Source organism: Azospirillum sp. B510 (assembly GCF_000010725.1).
GTDB classification, from domain to species: Bacteria; Pseudomonadota; Alphaproteobacteria; order Azospirillales; family Azospirillaceae; genus Azospirillum; species Azospirillum lipoferum_B.
The window spans coordinates 410,270-428,367 of the sequence record NC_013856.1 but is presented as its reverse complement, the minus strand read 5'-3'; the positions used below and the strand labels follow the sequence as shown (position 1 = coordinate 428,367).

Genomic DNA, 18,098 nt, shown 5'->3' with positions numbered 1-18,098 from the left:
CTTTCGGTCCGTTCGGAGGGGACGGAGCCCTTCCCGCGTGATGGCCGGAAGGCGGCGGGAAGGGCGCTCGCGGGTCAGCCCACGATCATTTCCGTCCATTTCTGGTTCAGCCAGTCGGCCTTGGACAGGTAGAGGTCGTAGCGCGGGATGATCGGGGCGAGATCGGAGGACACCGCCGCGAACTCCTTGTCGGTCAGGTCGGTGGCCGAACGATCGATGGTGGGCGCGGTGCCGACCTTGCGCGACAGCAGCGCCTGGATCTGCGGCTGGCTCATATAGTCGATGAAGACATGGGCCAGATCGCCGGCCTTGGACGCCTTGGACACCGCCCAGCTGCCGGAATCGAGGATGCCGCCCTCCTTGGGGAAGGTGGAGCGCACCGGATGGCCGTCGGCGGCGGCGAGGCCGGTGACGTCATGGTAATACTGCCCCATCGGGATCTCGCCCGACTTCAGCGCCGCCTCAAACTGCGCCTCGTCGCGGTACCACAGCTTCACGTTGCCCTTCATCTCGGTCAGCTTCTTGAAGCAGTCGAGCTGCCCCTGCTCGGTGTCGAGATGCTTGGGCCCGCCGAAGAAGGTGGCGGCGGTCACGTCCAGCAGGAAGGAGTTGGCGACGAGCGCCAACAGGCCCAGCTTGTCCTTGTTGGCAGGATCCCACAGCGCCGCCCAGCTTTCCGGGGCCTGGGGATAGACGTTGGTGTTGGTCACCAGCGTGATGTACCAGGACACCGCACCGATGCCCGACACCCGGCCGTCGGGGTACTTGTTGATCAGCGCCGGCTTGACCTTGGCGGCGTTGGGCATCTTGGCGAGATCGAGCGGCGCCCACAGGTCGGCGGCGGCACCCTTCAGCATCGCCACCTGGGACATCATCGACACGTCGGCCGGGGCCTGTTTGGCGCGGGCCGCCTGTTCAAGCTGGATCAGCCACGCCTCGCCCGTCGGTTCGGCCACCGCTTCCACCGCGATGCCGGTGGCCTTGGTGAAGTCCGGGAAGATGTGCTTGTCGAAGCTGTTCTTGAAATAGCCGCCATAGACGCCGACCTTCAGCGACTTGGACTGGGCGCGCACGATGGAGGGGAACCCGATCGCGGCGGCGGCGGCAAGCCCGCCCGCCCCAGCCAACACCGCCCGTCTGTCCAGTCCTGCGCCGATCTTCATCGCGTGTCTCCGTCTCGTCGTTGGTCTGCCCCGATCGGGGGCGGGCGAAGCAGGCATGTCGTGATATCCCGGCCGGGAAACGACCCGATACCGCTCCACGCCGGCTGGAATTGGATGACGCAATTAGACGGCCAGTTTGTTTCGCCAAAAATCCCGAATCTTTTGTATCTTACTTCGACAGAGGCCGAAGTAAGACCGGTCCTCCCCCCTGGGCAGCCGGAAGGATCGCCGCGAACATGAGCCGGATGAGCATAGAGACCACGGATTTGCGGCTTTTCCGCCTGTTCATGACGGTGGTCGAGGCCGGCGGCTTTACTGCGGCGCAAAGCGAACTGAACCTGTCGCTTTCCACCATCTCCACCCATTTCGCCGAGTTGGAGGGGCGGCTGGGGGTGCGGCTGTGCCGGCGCGGCCGCTCGGGCTTCAAGCTGACGGCGGAGGGACAGGCGGTCTATGACGAGCTGCGGCGGGTGTTCGACACGCTGGACCGCTTCGGCGCCCGGGTGCGCGGGTTGCGCGACCGGCTGACCGGCACGCTCAGCATCGGGCTGGTGGACAACACGCTGACCGACGCCAAATTCCCGCTGGAACGCGTGATCACCCGCTTCGCCGACGCCGCCCCGGAGGTCAATCTCACCATCGTCACCCGGCCGCCCAACGAGCTGCTGCGCGACGTGATCGGCGGCGAGGTCCATCTCGCCATCGCCAGCTTCCCGCGGATCGTGCCGGGCCTCTCCTACATCGACCTCTACACCGAGACCAACCTGTTCTATTGCGGCGCCGGCCATCCGCTGTTCGACCGCCCGGACGACATGGTCGATCTCGACGAGGTGCGCCGGCACCGGCTGGTGGCCCGCAGCTATTGGGGGGCGCGCGACATCAAGATCTTCGCGATCAGCGCGCCGCACGCCACCGTCACCGATATGGAAGGGGCGGCGCGGCTGATCCTGTCGGGCCGCTATGTCGGCTATCTGCCCGACCATTACGCGGCCGCCTTCGTCCAGGCCGGACGGCTGCGCGCCCTGCTGCCGCGGGTGTTGTCCTATCACTCCCCCTTCCAGATCGCGGTGCACAGCGACCGGGCCAGGACGCCGGTGGTCGATCTGTTCAACACGCTGACGCGGGAGGAGATCGCCGGCCGGTAAAGATTAAAGTCTGTCTGATGCTTGGTGAAGCATCAGACAGACTCCGGATCTTTTGAATTCTCGTGCGATCGCTTCAGACGATTCCATCCGAAGCGATCGCGCTCTAAGCCATGCCGGAGGCGCGGCGGAGATCGAGCAGTTCCTGCACCTTCGCCATGTTCTCAAGGCTGTATTGAACATGCAGCCGGGCCGCTTCGGCGGCGGCGACACGGTCGCGGGCGCGGATGGCGTTGGCGATCGCCTGATGTTCCTCCAGGCCGGAATCCTTGAGGTCGATCCAGAGAATCTCAAGCAACAACGCCAGTTGGAGCTGTTCATAGATCTGCTCCGTCACCCGGATCAGCACATCGTTGCGCGTGCTCTCGGCGATCACCCGATGAATGCTCAGCCCGAGTTCGAGCACGCGGGCGGCATCCACGCTGTTGCCGGCGGTCGACAGGTTCAGCGCCTCCATCTCCTCGACGATGGCGCTGATGCGGGCGATATCCTCGTCCGTCGCGACATCGCAGGCCAGTTCGGCGGCGCAGACGTCGAGAGCCTGACGGACGACCAGAAGATTGCGCACGGTCGGCAGATCGACATCCACCACCGAATAGCCGACATTGCGCTGGCCGACGACCAGCCCCTCCTTCTCCAGCTTCATCAGCGCTTCGCGCAACGGCGTGCGGCTGACCCCCAGACGGTCGGCGAGCCGGCTTTCCGACAAACGTTCGGACGGGCGCAGGCGGCCCGACAGGATCATCGACTTCAGCTCTCTGTAGGTCTTCTCCCGAACCGATTCATCCGGTCCGGTCTTGTCCTCGGCCATCGTCGTTCCACCCGTCCTTTTCACGTTCGCGCTCCCTTGATAGGGCCTGCGGGACACCCAGGCAAGCCGGCCGCAAAGACTATTGATCTTGGATTCAAGATTGTATACGATTTTGTATCCATCAAGGGCGCCCGATCGGGAAACCCTTGATCGGCAAAGACTTGAAAGAGCCGGTGGACCGCCGGCCGATTGGAACCAGGGAAGCGGGACCAAACCGCAGGCGTCACGGGCTTTGGCAGGCGGCCACATGGGAATCGGACCCGGCGGCGGCAACGGAGGAGACGTGCGTGTTCGACCACGACAAGCTGGAGCGGTTGCGGGAGCGCTATGCCCATTCCCGCGGGGATGAGACGGCGAATCCCGCATTTGCCAGGGTGGCGTCCCTGGTCTTCAAGGACGGTGACGTCCGGCAGGCCCCCTATGCCGGGATTGCCACGCTGCTGAAGGCGCCCCATCGTCCGGATGCCGCCCCCGATTTCGCGGGCATCGACATGGCGCTGTACGGGATCCCGATGGATCTGGGCGTCACCAACCGGTCCGGTGCGCGCTTCGGTCCGCGGGCGGTGCGCGGCGTCGAGCGGGTCGGCCCCTACGAGCATGTGCTGGGGCTGGTGCCGACCGGCAACCATGTGGTGGTGGATGTCGGCGACGTTCCCTTCCGCAGCCGTTTCGATCTGGCGCAGGCCCATGCCGACATCGAACGCTTCGTCGGCGCGATGGTGGCGGCCGGGACGGTTCCCCTCGGGGTGGGCGGCGACCATTCGGTCACCCTGCCGGTCCTGCGGGCGATCGGCCGCGACCGTCCGGTCGGGCTGATCCACATCGACGCCCATTGCGATACCGGCGGCTCGTTCGAGGGGTGCAAATTCCATCATGGCGGCCCCTTCCGGCAGGCGGTGCTCGACGGCGTGCTCGACCCCGAGCGCACGATCCAGATCGGCATCCGCGGCAATTCGGAATATCTCTGGGACTTCTCCTACGAGTCCGGAATGACGGTGATCCATGCCGAGGAGGTGGAGCTGATGGGGGTGCGTGCCGTGATCGACCGCATGCGGCAGGTCGTCGGCGATGGTCCCACCTATGTCAGCTTCGACGTCGACGGTCTCGATCCCGCCTTCGCCCCCGGCACCGGAACCCCGGAGGTCGGTGGCCTCACCTCCGCCCAGGCGCTCGCCATCCTGCGCGGAGCCGCCGGCGTCGATGTCGTCGGTGGTGACGTGGTGGAGGTGGCGCCGCAATATGACCCGACCAGCAATACCGCCCAGATCGCCGCCCAGGTGCTGTTCGAAATCCTGAGCCTGACCGCCATCGCGCGGGACCGCTCCGGGAGTTGAAAGCGGTTGAAACCAGAAGCGGGACCAAACCCGCATCATCAAAATCAAACCTGAAAACCAGTCCAGTGAACAGGGACAATGACCATGAAGACTCTGATCCTCGCGTCGACGCTTCTGATCGCCGCCGTATCGGCCACCGTCACCGGCGCCGCCGCGCAGACCAAGCCGACGGCCATCACCATCGCCACCGAAGGCGCTTACGAGCCGTGGAACTTCACCACCGCCGGCGGCAAGCTGGACGGGCTGGAGATCGATCTCGCCAATGACCTGTGCGCCCGGATGTCCGTCAAATGCACCATCGTGGCGCAGGACTGGGACGGGCTGATCCCGGCGCTGAACGCCCGCAAGTTCGACGCGATCATGGCGTCGATGATCGTCACCGAGAAGCGTCTGGCGGTCATCGGCTTCAGCGAGCCCTACGCGCCGACCGCCGCCGCCCTGATGGTCGAGAAGACCGGTCCTCTGGCCAAGCTGCCGGGGACCGGCACCACGATCGATCTCGGCGGCGATCCCGCCAAGGTCAGCGCCGAGATCGCTCCCATCGCCGCGCAGTTGAAGGGCAAGGCGATCGGCACCCAGACCGCCACCAGCAACACGGCCTTCCTGGACAAATACCTCAAGGACAGCGTGACGATCCGCGAATACAAGACCACCGAGCAGCATGACCTCGACCTTCAGGCCGGCCGCATCGATGGCGTGATCGCCCAGAAAAGCTCGCTGACCGCCCTGCTGACCAAGCCCGACTACAAGGACTACACGCTGGCCGGCCCGACCTTCGTCGGCGACGTGTTCGGCAAGGGCATCGCCGTCGGCCTGCGCAAGGACGACGCCGTGCTGAAGGAGATGTTCGACAAGGCGATCCAGGCCGCCAAGGCCGACGGCACCATCGAAAAGCTGGCCCAGAAGTGGCTGAAGACCAGCTTGAATTGAGGCTTCCCTCCAGCGCCCGCGGGTAGGCGGGCCGAGGCGGTTCGGCACGGCGGCGACGACAAGAGGCCGCCGTGCCGCCCCTCCGGGGTCGATCCTGGAAGGAGCAACTCTTGATGCGGTTATTCGACCTGTTCCTGGGGCCGAACGGCTGGGGCCTTCCCCTGCTGTGCGCCGCCCTGATGACGGTGGCGCTGTCCGTTTCCGGGCTGGTGGTCGGCGCGGTTCTGGGCGCGCTGCTGGCCTATGCCCGCATCGCCGGCGGCTTCATCGCCCGCACGGCGGCGGACGCCATCACCACCGTGCTGCGCGGGGTTCCCGATCTGCTGGTCATCTATCTGTTCTATTTCGGCGGCAGCCAGATCCTGTCCTGGATCGGCAACGCCGCCGGCTACGGCGGCTTCATCGGGCTGCCGGTGTTCCTGACCGGCGTGCTGGCGCTGGGCGTGGTTTCCGCCGCCTATCAGGCCGAAGTGTTCCGCGGCGCCTTCAACGTCATCCCGCGCGGCCAGATCGAATCCGCCCGCGCCGCCGGGATGGGGCCGCTGCTGATGTTCCGCCGAGTGCTGGCGCCCCAGGTGTTCCGCCACGCCCTGCCGGGGATGGGCAATGTCTGGCAGTTGATCCTCAAGGATTCCGCCCTGATCTCGGTGATCGGGCTGGTCGAACTGCTGCGGGCGGCCCAGGTCGGCGCCGGATCGACGCGGGAGCCCTTCCTGTTCTATTCCGCCGCCCTGCTGCTCTATCTGGCCATCACCTCGTTGTCCGGACAGGCTTTCCGCTGGGCGGAGATCCGGTCCCTGCGCCCGTTCAGGAGGGGATGATGGATCTGTCTTTCATGCAGGCGACCCTGCTGACCCTGCTCGGCGGTCTGCCGCTGACGCTGAACCTCACCGCCTGCTCGATCCTGCTGGGCGGGGCCGGCGCGCTGGTGCTGGCGCTGATGCGGACCTCCGGCGTCGCCCTGCTGTCGGCTCCGGCCCGCGCCTATGTCTTCGTTTTCCGTGGCACGCCCCTGCTGATCCAGCTGTTCATGATCTATTACGGCCTCGGGCAGTTCCGTCCCGCCTTGCAGGAGCTCGGCCTGTGGAGCTTCTTCCGCGACCCCTACTGGTGCGCGGTGCTGGCGATGGCGATGAACACCGCCGCCTATTCCAGCGAGATCATCCGCGGCGGGCTCAACTCGGTTCCCCCCGGCGCGCTGGAGGCGGCGTCGGCCTGCGGCATGCGTCCGCTGATGCGGCTGCGCCGGATCGTGCTGCCGCTGGCGATCCGCCAGGCGCTGCCGGCCTATGGCAACGAGCTGGTGCTGATGGCGAAGGCGACCTCGCTCGCCTCCACCATCACCCTGATGGAGGTGACCGGGCTGGCCGGCAAGATGATCGCCCAGACCTACCGCGCGGTCGAGATCTTCGCCTGCGCCGGCATCATCTATCTCGCCCTGACCTTCATCCTGACCCGCGCGATCCTGGTGCTGGAATGGTGGCTGTCGCCCCGGCGCCGCCATGCCCAGCCCGCGCGGCAAAAAACCTGCATCACCGGAGAACCCGCATGAGCGCGACGCACTCCCCTCCTCAACAATCTTCGGAACTGCGGGACAACACGCCTGTCCGGCCGATCGAGAAGATCGCCGTCATCGATCTGCACAAGAGCTTCGGTTCCGTCGAGGTTCTGAAGGGCATCTCCCTCAAGGCCAACCAGGGCGACGTCATCTCGATCCTCGGCTCGTCGGGATCGGGGAAATCGACCCTGCTGCGCTGCGTGAATTTCCTGGAAACCCCGGATTCCGGCGACATCATCGTCTGCGGCGAGCATGTGCGCATGCGCCGCCGCCGCGACGGCCGGCATGTCCCCGCCGACCAGGCCCAGCTCACGCGGGTGCGCACCCGCGCCTCCATGGTTTTCCAGAGCTTCAACCTCTGGCCCCACATGACCATCCTGCAGAACGTCATCGAAGCGCCGGTGCATGTCCAGGGCCGCCCGCGCAAGGAGTGCATCGAGGAGGCGGAGGCGCTGCTCGACAAGGTCGGGCTGGCGGCCAAGCGTCACGAATATCCGGCGGTGCTGTCGGGCGGGCAACAGCAGCGCGCCGCCATCGCCCGCGCGCTGGCCAGCCATCCGGAGGTGCTGCTGTTCGACGAGCCGACCTCCGCCCTCGACCCCGAACTGGTGGGCGAGGTGTTGAAGGTGATGCGCGGACTGGCCGAGGAAGGCCGGACCATGCTGGTGGTCACCCATGAGATGGGCTTCGCCCGCCATGTCTCGACCCGCAGCATGTTCCTGCACCAGGGCCGGGTCGAGGAGGAGGGGCCGTCGGAGGAGATGTTCGCCCACCCCAGCACCGACCGCTTCCGCCAGTTCATCAAGCGGACGCAGTCCTGATGACCCAAGGCTGAGTGCGTGAGGGCGGGGAGGGATCGTGGCGCCCGTCGAGATTGCGCCCCGGCCGCCCCCAAATCGTATACAATACTGGATACCAACCGAACCACTGGCCGGCGCCGACCGGCGGGAGAGACCGAGATGACGACGATGCATGGTGAGGCCCGGCGGCCGAATTCGCTGGAAGCGCGGGATGTCGCCTCCATCCTGCACCCCTACACCAACCCGGTGGTGCATGAGGCGGACGGCCCGCTGGTGCTGGCGGGCGGCGACGGCATCCATGTGATCGACAGCGACGGCAACCGCTATGTCGAGGCGCTGGCCGGCCTGTTCTGCGCCTCGCTCGGCTTCAGCGAAAGCCGGCTGGTCGAGGCGGCGCACCGGCAGATGCAGGCCCTGCCCTTCTATCACAGCTTCGGCGGCCGTTCCCACCAGACGGCGATCGAGCTGTCGGAGCGGCTGCTCGCCATGGCCCCGGTGCCGATGTCCAAGGTGTTCTTCGCCAACTCCGGTTCCGAGGCCAACGACACCGCGATCAAGCTGGTCTGGTACTATCACAACGCCATCGGCAAGCCGCGGAAGAAGAAGATCATCTCCCGCCTGCGCGCCTATCACGGGGTCACGGTGGCCTCGGCCAGCCTGACCGGCCTGCCCTACACCCACAAGGCGTTCGACCTGCCGCTGCCCGGCATCCTGCACACCGACTGCCCGAGCCTCTACCATCACGGCCTGCCCGGCGAGACCGAGGAGGAGTTCGCGACCCGCTGCGCCGACTCGCTGGAGGCGCTGATCCTGCGCGAGGGGCCGGACACCATCGGCGCCTTCTTCGCCGAGCCGCTGATGGCGTCCGGCGGCTGCATCGTGCCGCCGGCGACCTATTACGAGAAGATCCAGGCGGTTCTGCGCAAGTACGACATCCTGCTGATCGCCGACGAGGTGATCTGTGGCTTCGGCCGTCTCGGCACCATGTTCGGCAGTGAGGCCTTCGGCCTGAAGCCCGACATGATCTCGATGGCCAAGCAGCTGTCGGCCGGCTATCAACCGATCTCCGCCCTGATGGTGAACGAGACGATCTACAGCGCGGTCCGCGAGCAGGGCGGCGCCATCGGCACCTTCGGCCATGGCTTCACCTACAGCGGTCATCCGGTCGCCACCGCCGTCGCGTTGGAGACCCTGAAGATCTACGAGGAACGCGACATCCTCGGCCATGTGCGGGAAGTCGCCCCGGTTCTGCAGGCCGCCCTGGACGGGTTGGCCGACCATCCCCTGGTCGGCGACAAGCGCGGCATGGGGCTGATCGGCGCGCTGGAGATCACCAGCGACAAGGCGACGAAGACGCCGTTCGACCCGGCGCTCGGCGTGGCGAACCGGGTCGGGAAATATGCCCAGGCGCGCGGCGTCATCACCCGGGCGCTGGGCGACATGATCCATCTCTGCCCGCCGCTGATCATCACCGCCGACGAGGTCCGCCACGTGGTTGCGCAGATCGGCGGCGCGTTGGACGATACGCTGGCCTGGCTGGAACGCGGTCGGACCGACCTGTGAGCGCGGTCCAGCCTGTCCACTGTAAGACCGACATCGGGGAGCATCACTGAGACCATGCGCAATTTCGAAGAACCTGGCCGCTCGCTCGCCATGGGCCGCAACGGAATGGCGGCCACCTCCCACCCGGCCGCCACCCTGACGGCGGTCGAGATTCTCAAGGCCGGCGGCACCGCGATGGATGCCGCCGTGGCGGCCTGCGCGGTCCAGAGCGTGGTCGAGGCGGGCTCCACCGGTATCGGCGGCGATTGTTTCGCCCTGGTCGCCCCGCAGGGCGGGACCGACATCCGCGCCTACAACGGGTCGGGCCGCACGCCGGCGGCGCTGACGCTCGACGCCCTGCGCGCGGCGGGTGTCACTGAGATCGGGCGCCAGTCGCCCCATGCGGTCACGGTGCCGGGCGCGGTGGAGGCCTGGACCCGGCTGGTCGCCGACCATGGCCGCATGCCGCTGAGCGAGGTGTTCGCCCCGGCCATCGCCCTGGCGCGCGACGGCTATGCCCTCACCCCGCGGGTGTCGCACGACCTCGCCCAGCAGACCGAGCTGCTGCGCGGCGACCCGACCTCCGCCGCGACCTTCCTGGTGGACGGGCGGGCCCCCGCCGCCGGCACGGTCCAGACCCAGCCGTTGCTGGCCGACACGCTGGAGGCCATCGGGCGCGAGGGGCCGGACGCCTTCTATCGCGGCGCCATCGCCGAGGATATGGTGGCGTTCCTGCGCGGCGTCGGCGGCTTCCACAGCCTGGAGGATTTCGCCGCCGCCAAGGGCGAGTATGTGACACCGATCCAGACCGAGTATCGCGGCCGGACCGTCCATGAATGCCCGCCGAACGGCCAGGGCATCATCGCCCTGATGATCCTGAACATCCTGAAGCGCTTCTCGCCGTCCGGCGATCCGCTCGGCGTCGACAATCTGCATGTCGAGATCGAGGCGACGCGGCTCGCCTATGCCGCCCGCGACGCCTTCCTGGCCGATCCGGCCCATGCCAAGACCTCGATGGCGGAGCATCTGCTGTCCGATGCGCTGGCCGACGAACTTGCCGCCCGCATCGACCTCGGCCGCGCGCTGGACACCAAGGGTGTGTTCGACGGCGTCGAGCACAAGGACACCGTCTATATCGCCGTGGTCGACAAGGACCGCACCGCCGTCAGCTTCATCAGCTCGATCTTCCATCCCTATGGCAGCGGGCTGATGGCGCCGCGTTCCGGCGTGCTGTTCCACAACCGGGGCCAGAGCTTCTCGCTGGTCGACGGGCATCCCAACATGGTGGCGCCGCGCAAGCGGCCGATGCACACCATTATTCCCGGCATGGTCACCGAGAAGGGCCGGGTCAGCCTGACCTTCGGCGTGATGGGCGGGCATTACCAGGCGATGGGCCATGCCCATTTCCTGTCGAAGCTGTTCGACCACGGCCTGGATCTCCAGAGCGCCATGGATCTGCCGCGCCTGTTCCCCCTGCCCGGCACCCGCAGCGTCGAGGCCGAGACGGCGGTCCGCGACAAGGTCGGGGCCGAGCTGACCCGCCGCGGCTTCACCGTGAAGGCGCCGAACTGGGCGATCGGCGGCGCCCAGGCCATCGGCATCGACTGGGAGAACGGCACCCTGGTCGGCGGGTCCGATCATCGCAAGGACGGCTGCGCGCTCGGCTATTGAGCGGGCAGCCACAGGTCCCGGAGGTTGGGGCGCTTCACGAGGCGGGCGGCGAGGCCCGCCGGCGCAGCGCCTCGACCGCCGTTCCGGGTGTGGTCAGGACCGGAACGTCCAGCAGCGGCTGAAGCGTCACCTCGGCGCGGGCCAGCGAGAACTGGCCGAGAATGACCACGTCGCAGTCCCGCAGACGGTCTGCGGTGCGTGCCACCCGCTCGTCATGACCGGCGCCGTCGCCGCTCTTGAGTGCCGGCAATGCGCCGTCGGCGACGGCAACCGTGACCTCGATCCGACGGCCGACGGCTTTCGCCATTTCCAGCAGTTCGGTGCGCAGCGAGGCGGCGGACGGGCCGAAGCTGACGACGATGCCGATGCGGTCGCCGATCGCCAGGGCCGCCTCGAACGCCGCTTCGTTCGGGCGCAGCACCGGGATCGGCAGACGCGTCTTGACCGCGTCGATCGCCGGGGCGAAGGCGGAACAGGTGAACAGGATCCCCGCCGTCCGCCCACCCACCCCCGCCGTGCCGGCGGCATAGCCGGCCAGTGTCCCGAACCGCCGCATCATCGCCCGGTCGAGCCGTCCGGCCTCGGCCAGATCGGCCGACAGCGACGTGTCGAGCAGATCGAAAATCCGCGCCTCGGGCCAATGCGCCCGGAAGGCGGCCCGCGCCGGGGCGACCGATTCCTCCAGCGCATGGATGAGGGCGATGCGCGGTCCCGTCATCGGTTCGGCGGTCATCAAGGCTTTCCCTTCGTTCGACCCAGCTCCAAGCCGCGCATTCTTGACCGAAGCGATCACCGGCGGCAACGCCGCGCGGCGGGCGCAGGGGCATCCTGCTTCCCCCCAGGAGGGAAGAGTGTTCGGCACCCCCGCAATTCGCGTTGACCCGCCTATAATTGTTATGATAAATAACAATTGACTTCAGGGTTCATAAGCTGCCGAAGGCGGCGGGGTGGAGTGGAGACTTCGATGGAACATGTGTCTGTTGCCGCGTCGACCGACCTGCTGATCGGCGGACGCACGGTTGCCGCCAGCGGCGGACGGCGGTTCGAACGCCGCAACCCGATCACCGGCGACGTGGCGACCTCCGCCGCCGCCGGCCTGGCGGTCGATGCCGCCGCCGCCGCCGAAGCGGCCGAGGCCGCCTTCGCCGGCTGGTCTGAGACCGGCCCCAACACCCGCCGCGCCCTGCTGCTGAAGGCCGCCGACGCGCTGGCCGCCCGTGCCGACGATTTCGTCGCGGCGATGGCGGCGGAGACCGGGGCGACGGAGGGCTGGGCCCGCTTCAACGTGATGCTGGCCTCCTCGATGATCCGGGAGGCGGCGTCGCTCACCACCCAGATCGCCGGCGAGGTGATCCCGTCCGACAAGCCCGGTTGCCTCGCCATGGCGGTGCGCCAGCCGGTCGGCGTCGTGCTCGGCATCGCGCCGTGGAACGCCCCGGTCATCCTTGGCGTGCGCGCCATCGCCACCGCCATCGCCTGCGGCAATTCCGTGGTGCTGAAGGCGTCGGAGCTCTGCCCGCGCACCCATGCGCTGATCGGCCAGTCCTTCCAGGAGGCGGGCCTGCCCGACGGGGTGGTCAATGTCGTCACCAACGCGCCGGAGGACGCGGCGGAGGTGGTCAACGCCCTGATCGACCATCCGGCGGTTGCCCGCATCAACTTCACCGGATCGACCCGTGTCGGCCGGCTGATCGCCCAGCGCGCGGCGGCGCAACTGAAGCCGGTGCTGCTGGAGCTGGGCGGCAAGGCGCCCTTCCTGGTGCTGGACGATGCCGACCTGGACGAGGCGGTGAAGGCCGCCGCCTTCGGCGCCTTCTTCAACCAGGGCCAGATCTGCATGTCGACCGAGCGCATCGTGCTCGATGCCAAGGTCGCCGACGCCTTCCTGGAGAAGTTCGTCGCCAAGGCCGCCACGCTGGTGGCCGGCGACCCGCGCGAGGGGCGGACGCCGCTCGGCTCGGTGGTGGATCGCGGTGCCGCCCGGCATGTGCAGGCGCTGATCGACGACGCCGTCGCCAAGGGCGCGGTGCTCCACCGCAACGGCGCGCCCGACGGCACGCTGCTGCCCGCCGCCATCCTCGACCGCGTCACGCCCGACATGCGGATCTATGCCGAGGAATCCTTCGGCCCGGTGGTCACCATCGTCCGTGTCGAGGGCGAGGAGCAGGCGGTGGCCATCGCCAACGACACCGAATATGGCCTGTCGGCCGCCGTCTTCACCCGCGATACGGCGCGGGGCCTGCGTGTCGCCCGCCGTATCCGCTCCGGCATCTGCCATGTCAACGGCCCGACCGTGCATGACGAGGCGCAGATGCCCTTCGGCGGCGTCAAGGCCAGCGGCTATGGCCGCTTTGGCGGCAAGGCCGGCATCGACGCCTTCACCGAACTGCGCTGGATCACGGTCGAGACCCTGCCCGGCCATTTCCCGATCTGACATCCCCCTTTGGCGCCGCCCTCCGGCGTCCCCATCAAAAATACCGACTTCGATCAAAAGGATAGAGTCCATGACGCAGCAGCAAGCCGCCGCCCGGACGGGCACCGCCGAGGATGTGGTCACCGTCGAACTCGACAATGGCGTCGCCTGGGTCACGCTGAACCGGCCGGACAAGCGCAACGCGATGAACCCGGCGCTGAACGCCCGCATGCACGGCGTGCTCGACGATCTGGAGGTCGATGACCGCTGCCAGGTGCTGGTGCTGACCGGCGCCGGCGAGTCCTTCTCGGCTGGCATGGACCTGAAGGAGTATTTCCGCGAGACCGAGGCCAAGGGCCACATGGCGACCCGCCGCGCCCAGCGCGACTCCTATGGCTGGTGGCGCCGCCTGCGCTGGTTCGAGAAGCCGTCGATCGCCATGGTCAACGGCTGGTGCTTCGGCGGCGCCTTCTCGCCGCTGTTCGCCTGCGATCTGGCGGTCGCCGCCGACGAGGCGCAGTTCGGCCTGTCGGAGATCAACTGGGGCATCATCCCCGGCGGCAACGTCACCAAGGTGGTCGCCGACCTGATGAGCCAGCGCGAGGCGATGTATTACATCCTGACCGGCGAGACCTTCGACGGCCGCAAGGCGGCGGAGATGAAGCTGGTCAATTTCTCGGTTCCGCACGCCGAACTGCGGGCCAAGGTCCGTGCCATCGCCGACAATCTGCTGGAGAAGAACCCGCAGACCCTGAAGGCGGCCAAGGACGCCTTCAAGCGCGTGGTCGAGATGCCGTTCGACGCCGCCGAGGATTATCTGGTGGTCCGCCAGGAATCGCTGAACTATCTCGACAAGTCGGAAGGCCGCAAGCAGGGCATCAAGCAGTTCATCGACGACAAGACCTACCGTCCGGGGCTCGGCGCCTACAAGCGCTGAGGACCGGCAGCCCGGCCACAGCGTCGGTTGGAGCAAGGGCCGCGCCGGTGATCCATGCCAAAAGACAAAAGGCGGGACCGGCGCGGCCGCAAATGGGAGGGTGGGAATGACTGTGACCGACTCCGGGATTCCCGGAGGCGACGGGAGCGGTGCTGGCCTGCGATGGGAAGCACCCGACCCCGTGGCCTATCAGGCCGCGGTGCAGCCGGACGCCATGGCCTGCATCGATCTCGCCACCGGCGAGCGTTTGACCTATCAGGCGCTGCACCAGCGGATCGACCGCTGCGCCTCCTGGCTGATCCGGCGGCTGGACTTGCGGACGCGGCAGGGTGCCGGCGGGCGGCGCGTCGCCTGGCTCGGCCGCAACGGCATCGACCAGATGATCGCCGCCTTCGCCTGCGTGCGGGCCGGCGCGGTGTTCGTGCCGCTGAACTGGCGGCTGACCGCGCCGGAACTGGCGGGGCTGGTGGCCGACTCCACCCCGTCGCTGCTGGTCCATGACGACGAGTTCGCCAGGACGGCGGAAAGCGTCGGCCAGACTCTGCGCGATACTCTGCCGGACCTGCCGCTGGCCGCCACTGCCGAGGTCCGCCGCGGCCGGGAGGAGACGGAGCCGGTTACCGGCCTGCCGCCGCGCGACGCCGGAACGCCGTCGATCATCATCTACACCTCCGGCACCTCGGGTCAGCCGAAGGGCGCCATCCACACCGAACAGACCGCCTTCTTCACCGCGACCAACTTCGCCCTGCTGAACCGGGTGGACCGCCGCAGCGTCTTCCTGTGCGACATGCCGCTGTTCCATGTGATCGGCATCGTCACAATCACCCGCACCACCCTGTTGCAGGGCGGCACGCTGCTGATGTCCCCCGGCTTCGATCCGGTGCGGACGCTGGAGCGGCTGTCCGACCCGGCGCTGGGGGTGACGCATTACATGTGCGTGCCGCAGATGGCGCAGACCCTGCGCCAGCAGCCGGGCTATGATCCGGCGAAGCTGGCGCGGATGGTCTTCTTCGGCACCGGCGGCGCGCCCAACCCGCCGGCCATGGTCCGCCGTTTCGTCGATGACGGCGTGCCGATGGCCGACGGCTATGGCAGCAGCGAGGGCGGGACCGTCCTCGGCATGCCGCCGGACGACCTGCCGCGCATCGCGGCCAAGGCCGGATCGGCCGGACTGCCGCCGGCCTCGGTGCGGCTGCGGCTGGTCGACGATGCCGGCGACGAGGTCGGCGAGGGCGAGGTCGGCGAGATCCTGGTGCGCGGCCCGAACCTCTCGCCCGGCTACTGGAACCGTCCGGCTTCCACCGATGCCGAGGGCTGGTTCCATACCGGCGACACGGCGCGCCGCGACGCCGATGGCTTCTATTACATCGTCGACCGCAAGAAGGACATGTTCATCTCCGGCGGCGAGAACGTCTATCCGGCGGAAATCGAGGCGGTCCTGCTGGAGCTGGACACGGTGGCCGAGGCCTGCGTGATCGGGATCGCCGACCTTCAATGGGGCGAGGTCGGCTGCGCCTTCGTCGTGCCGCGCGCCGGCTGCACGGTGACGGAGCAGGACATCGTCGATCATTGCCGCAGCCGTCTGGCCCGTTTCAAGACGCCCAAGCGTATCGTCATCGCCGACGAACTGCCGCGCACCGCGTCGGGCAAGCTGCGCAAGAACCTGCTGCGCGACCAGTACCGGAGCGAACCGGCCGCCTGACGGCCGGTATCGTCCACGTCATGTCCGAAAGCGATGATCGCGATGGAAGGGAGAGGACAGCCATGCCCCCGGAACGCAGCATCGACGTCCAAGGCTTTTTGAACGCCCATCCGTTTTCCCGCCGCCAGATCGGCATCGTCGTGCTGTGCCTGCTGATCGTCCTGCTCGACGGTTACGACACGGCGGCCATCGCCTATATCGCCCCGTCGCTGCTGACCGAATGGGGATTGCAGCGTCCCGATCTCGCCCCGGTGCTGAGCGCCGCCCTCTTCGGGCTGGTGTTCGGATCGCTCAGCGCCGGCCCCTTGAGCGACCGTATCGGCCGGCGGCCGGTGCTGATCGCGGCCGTCCTGGTGATGGGCGCGGCCTGTCTGGCCTCCGCCTTCGCCGGCGATCTGAGCACGCTGGTCGTCTGGCGCTTCGTCACCGGCATCGCGCTGGGGGCGGCGATGCCGACCGCCCTGACTCTGGTCAGCGAATATTGCCCGGCGCGCTGCCGGTCGCTGACCACCAATCTGGTCTTTTGCGGCTTCCCGGTCGGGGCGGCGCTCGGCGGTTTCCTGGCCGCCTGGATCATCCCGGCCCATGGCTGGCGCAGCGTCCTGATGGTCGGGGGCGCCGCTCCTCTGCTGCTGGCGCTGGCTTTGGTGCTGTGGCTTCCGGAATCGGTGAGATTCGCGGTGGCGAAGGCCCGGCCGGTGGAACGGATCCGGCGGCTTCTGCTGCCGATCGGCGCCGAGGCGGCCGGCGCCACCCGTTTCCTGGTGGCGGAAACGGTGGTGGGCGACAGCCGGGGCGCTATCCGGCTGATGCTGTCGCGTGGCTTCATCGTCGGCACGCTGATGCTGTGGATCGCCTATTTCATGGGGCTGACGATCTTCTACGCCATGGTCAATTGGATGCCGGTGCTGTTCCGCGACGCCGGGCTGGCCCCGGCGACGGCGGCCCTGGTCGCCGCCCTGTTCCCCCTGGGCGGCATCGGCTCGCTGTTCTCCGGCGCGCTGATGGACCGTTTCGACGGCAACCGCATCGTCGCCGTCTTCTATGGGCTGACCGGGCTGGCCTTCATCGTGATCGGCCAGATCGCCGGGCAGGTCGGGCTTCTGACCGTCGCCGTGCTGGTGACCGGCGTGCTGATGAACACCGCGCAATCCTCGCTGGGGGCGCTGGCCGCCGCCTATTATCCGACCCAGGCGCGCGGCACCGGTATGGCCTGGATGATGGGGCTGGGGCGCTTCGGCGGCATCGCCGGCTCCTTCCTGGTCGCCGAGCTGTCCGGCTGGCAATTGGGCTTCGCCGGCATCCTCACGGCGCTGGCGGTGCCGGGTTTCCTGGCGGCGGTGGCGCTGTGGCTGAAGCGGGCGGCCGGCATGCCGCAGCCTTCCCCCGCCCTGAAACCCGCCCTGAAACCCACTGCGGCGCCGGGCCGCGGCTGACCCCTTCCCGCCTCACTCGCTCTTCCGTCTTCCCCGTTTCCTGGCGGGAGCGGCCTCGGCCTCGTCCGCATCGTCGGGCGGGGCCGAACCGTTTCCGGCGGTGATCACGCCGCCGAGCAGGCGCAGCAGCTGGTCACGCCCGTCCGCCCCGATCTGCTCGCAGATGCGGCGTTCATGGTCGGCCCACAGCCGGTGCAGCTCCGCCAGCAGCGCCGAGCCCTTGGCGGTCAGATGCAGGGCGTGGGAGCGGCGGTCGCCGATCGCCAGCTTGCGGGCCACCAACCCGCGCTCCTCCAGCGAATCGAGCAGCGGGACGAAGTTGGTGCGCTTGATGTTCAGCGCGGCGCTGACCTGCGACTGTTTCAGGCCGGGATTGCGGCCGATGATCACCAGAACCGAGAATTGCGCCGGCCGCAGATCGAGCGGGGCGAAGGTCTCGATGAAGTCGGCGAACACCGCCATCTGTGCCCGCTTCAGCAGAAACCCCACCGACTCGCCGAGAATTCCGAGATCGACCGCCCCCGCATCCTCCTCGGCAGTGGCTTTGGCAGGGAGCTTGTCCTCGCCCTGCTTGCGGGGGGATTTGCGGACGGCGTCGGCCATGGGATGAGCACTCGTCTGGTCACTGGAAATGGCAGGCGCGTCGCCGGACGCGCGCG

General features: G+C 68.0%; 16 protein-coding genes. 12 read left to right on the top strand and 4 right to left on the bottom strand.

The window, feature by feature from the left end; genetic code table 11:
• Positions 1-74 precede the first annotated feature (74 nt).
• Complete coding sequence (locus tag AZL_RS23270) at positions 75-1,163, bottom strand: ABC transporter substrate-binding protein (RefSeq protein ID WP_012976891.1); 1,089 nt, start codon at positions 1,161-1,163, stop codon at positions 75-77.
• A 236-nt stretch (positions 1,164-1,399) separates the two neighbouring features.
• Between AZL_RS23270 and AZL_RS23265 the strand changes: the two genes are divergently transcribed.
• A complete protein-coding gene (locus AZL_RS23265; protein ID WP_012976890.1) occupies positions 1,400-2,308 on the top strand; it encodes a LysR family transcriptional regulator in 909 nt (302 codons plus the stop codon).
• Positions 2,309-2,411: 103 nt separating this feature from the next.
• Here the strand turns inward: AZL_RS23265 and AZL_RS23260 are convergent, their stop codons facing one another.
• On the bottom strand, positions 2,412-3,116 hold the full coding sequence (locus AZL_RS23260) for a GntR family transcriptional regulator (protein ID WP_042445126.1): 705 nt from the start codon (positions 3,114-3,116) through the stop codon (positions 2,412-2,414).
• 287 nt (positions 3,117-3,403) lie between these two features.
• On the opposite strand from AZL_RS23260, the gene speB reads away from it, so the two are divergent.
• The 7 genes from speB (at position 3,404) to AZL_RS23225 (ending at position 10,951) form a co-directional block, all read left to right on the top strand.
• Positions 3,404-4,450, top strand: a complete 1,047-nt coding sequence (gene speB, locus AZL_RS23255; RefSeq protein WP_012976888.1) for an agmatinase — start codon at positions 3,404-3,406, stop codon at positions 4,448-4,450.
• 78 nt (positions 4,451-4,528) lie between these two features.
• Positions 4,529-5,380, top strand: coding sequence for a transporter substrate-binding domain-containing protein (locus tag AZL_RS23250; protein ID WP_012976887.1), 852 nt, complete (start codon positions 4,529-4,531; stop codon positions 5,378-5,380).
• Between the two features lie 113 nt (positions 5,381-5,493).
• Positions 5,494-6,201, top strand: coding sequence for an ABC transporter permease (locus tag AZL_RS23245; RefSeq protein ID WP_042445124.1), 708 nt, complete (start codon positions 5,494-5,496; stop codon positions 6,199-6,201).
• Entirely contained in the window at positions 6,201-6,932 is a 732-nt protein-coding gene (locus AZL_RS23240; protein ID WP_012976885.1) for an ABC transporter permease, read from the top strand. The genes AZL_RS23245 and AZL_RS23240 overlap by 1 nt, the downstream gene beginning before the upstream one ends.
• Positions 6,929-7,759, top strand: a complete 831-nt coding sequence (locus AZL_RS23235) for an ABC transporter ATP-binding protein (RefSeq protein WP_012976884.1) — start codon at positions 6,929-6,931, stop codon at positions 7,757-7,759. Before AZL_RS23240 ends, AZL_RS23235 begins: the two co-directional genes overlap by 4 nt.
• 147 nt (positions 7,760-7,906) lie before the next feature.
• A complete protein-coding gene (locus AZL_RS23230) occupies positions 7,907-9,301 on the top strand; it encodes an aspartate aminotransferase family protein (RefSeq protein ID WP_012976883.1) in 1,395 nt (464 codons plus the stop codon).
• A gap of 54 nt (positions 9,302-9,355) precedes the next feature.
• Entirely contained in the window at positions 9,356-10,951 is a 1,596-nt protein-coding gene (locus AZL_RS23225; protein ID WP_012976882.1) for a gamma-glutamyltransferase family protein, read from the top strand.
• Between the two features lie 34 nt (positions 10,952-10,985).
• On the opposite strand, the gene AZL_RS23220 is transcribed toward AZL_RS23225, so the two are convergent.
• A complete protein-coding gene (locus AZL_RS23220) occupies positions 10,986-11,684 on the bottom strand; it encodes an aspartate/glutamate racemase family protein (protein ID WP_247894435.1) in 699 nt (232 codons plus the stop codon).
• A 231-nt stretch (positions 11,685-11,915) separates the two neighbouring features.
• Between AZL_RS23220 and AZL_RS23215 the strand changes: the two genes are divergently transcribed.
• From AZL_RS23215 to AZL_RS23200, 4 genes are all read left to right on the top strand, one after another.
• Positions 11,916-13,385: an aldehyde dehydrogenase gene (locus AZL_RS23215; RefSeq protein WP_012976880.1), complete on the top strand. Its 1,470-nt coding sequence runs from the start codon at positions 11,916-11,918 to the stop codon at positions 13,383-13,385.
• A 70-nt stretch (positions 13,386-13,455) separates the two neighbouring features.
• On the top strand, positions 13,456-14,301 hold the full coding sequence (locus AZL_RS23210; RefSeq protein WP_012976879.1) for a p-hydroxycinnamoyl CoA hydratase/lyase: 846 nt from the start codon (positions 13,456-13,458) through the stop codon (positions 14,299-14,301).
• Positions 14,302-14,407: 106 nt separating this feature from the next.
• Positions 14,408-16,003 carry an AMP-binding protein gene (locus tag AZL_RS23205; RefSeq protein ID WP_148219596.1) on the top strand — a complete coding sequence of 532 codons (1,596 nt, stop codon included), beginning with the start codon at positions 14,408-14,410 and terminating at the stop codon, positions 16,001-16,003.
• Positions 16,004-16,065: 62 nt separating this feature from the next.
• Positions 16,066-17,439, top strand: coding sequence for an MFS transporter (locus AZL_RS23200; RefSeq protein ID WP_012976877.1), 1,374 nt, complete (start codon positions 16,066-16,068; stop codon positions 17,437-17,439).
• A 12-nt stretch (positions 17,440-17,451) separates the two neighbouring features.
• Here the strand turns inward: AZL_RS23200 and AZL_RS23195 are convergent, their stop codons facing one another.
• On the bottom strand, positions 17,452-18,042 hold the full coding sequence (locus tag AZL_RS23195; protein ID WP_012976876.1) for a MarR family winged helix-turn-helix transcriptional regulator: 591 nt from the start codon (positions 18,040-18,042) through the stop codon (positions 17,452-17,454).
• Positions 18,043-18,098: the final 56 nt, after the last annotated feature.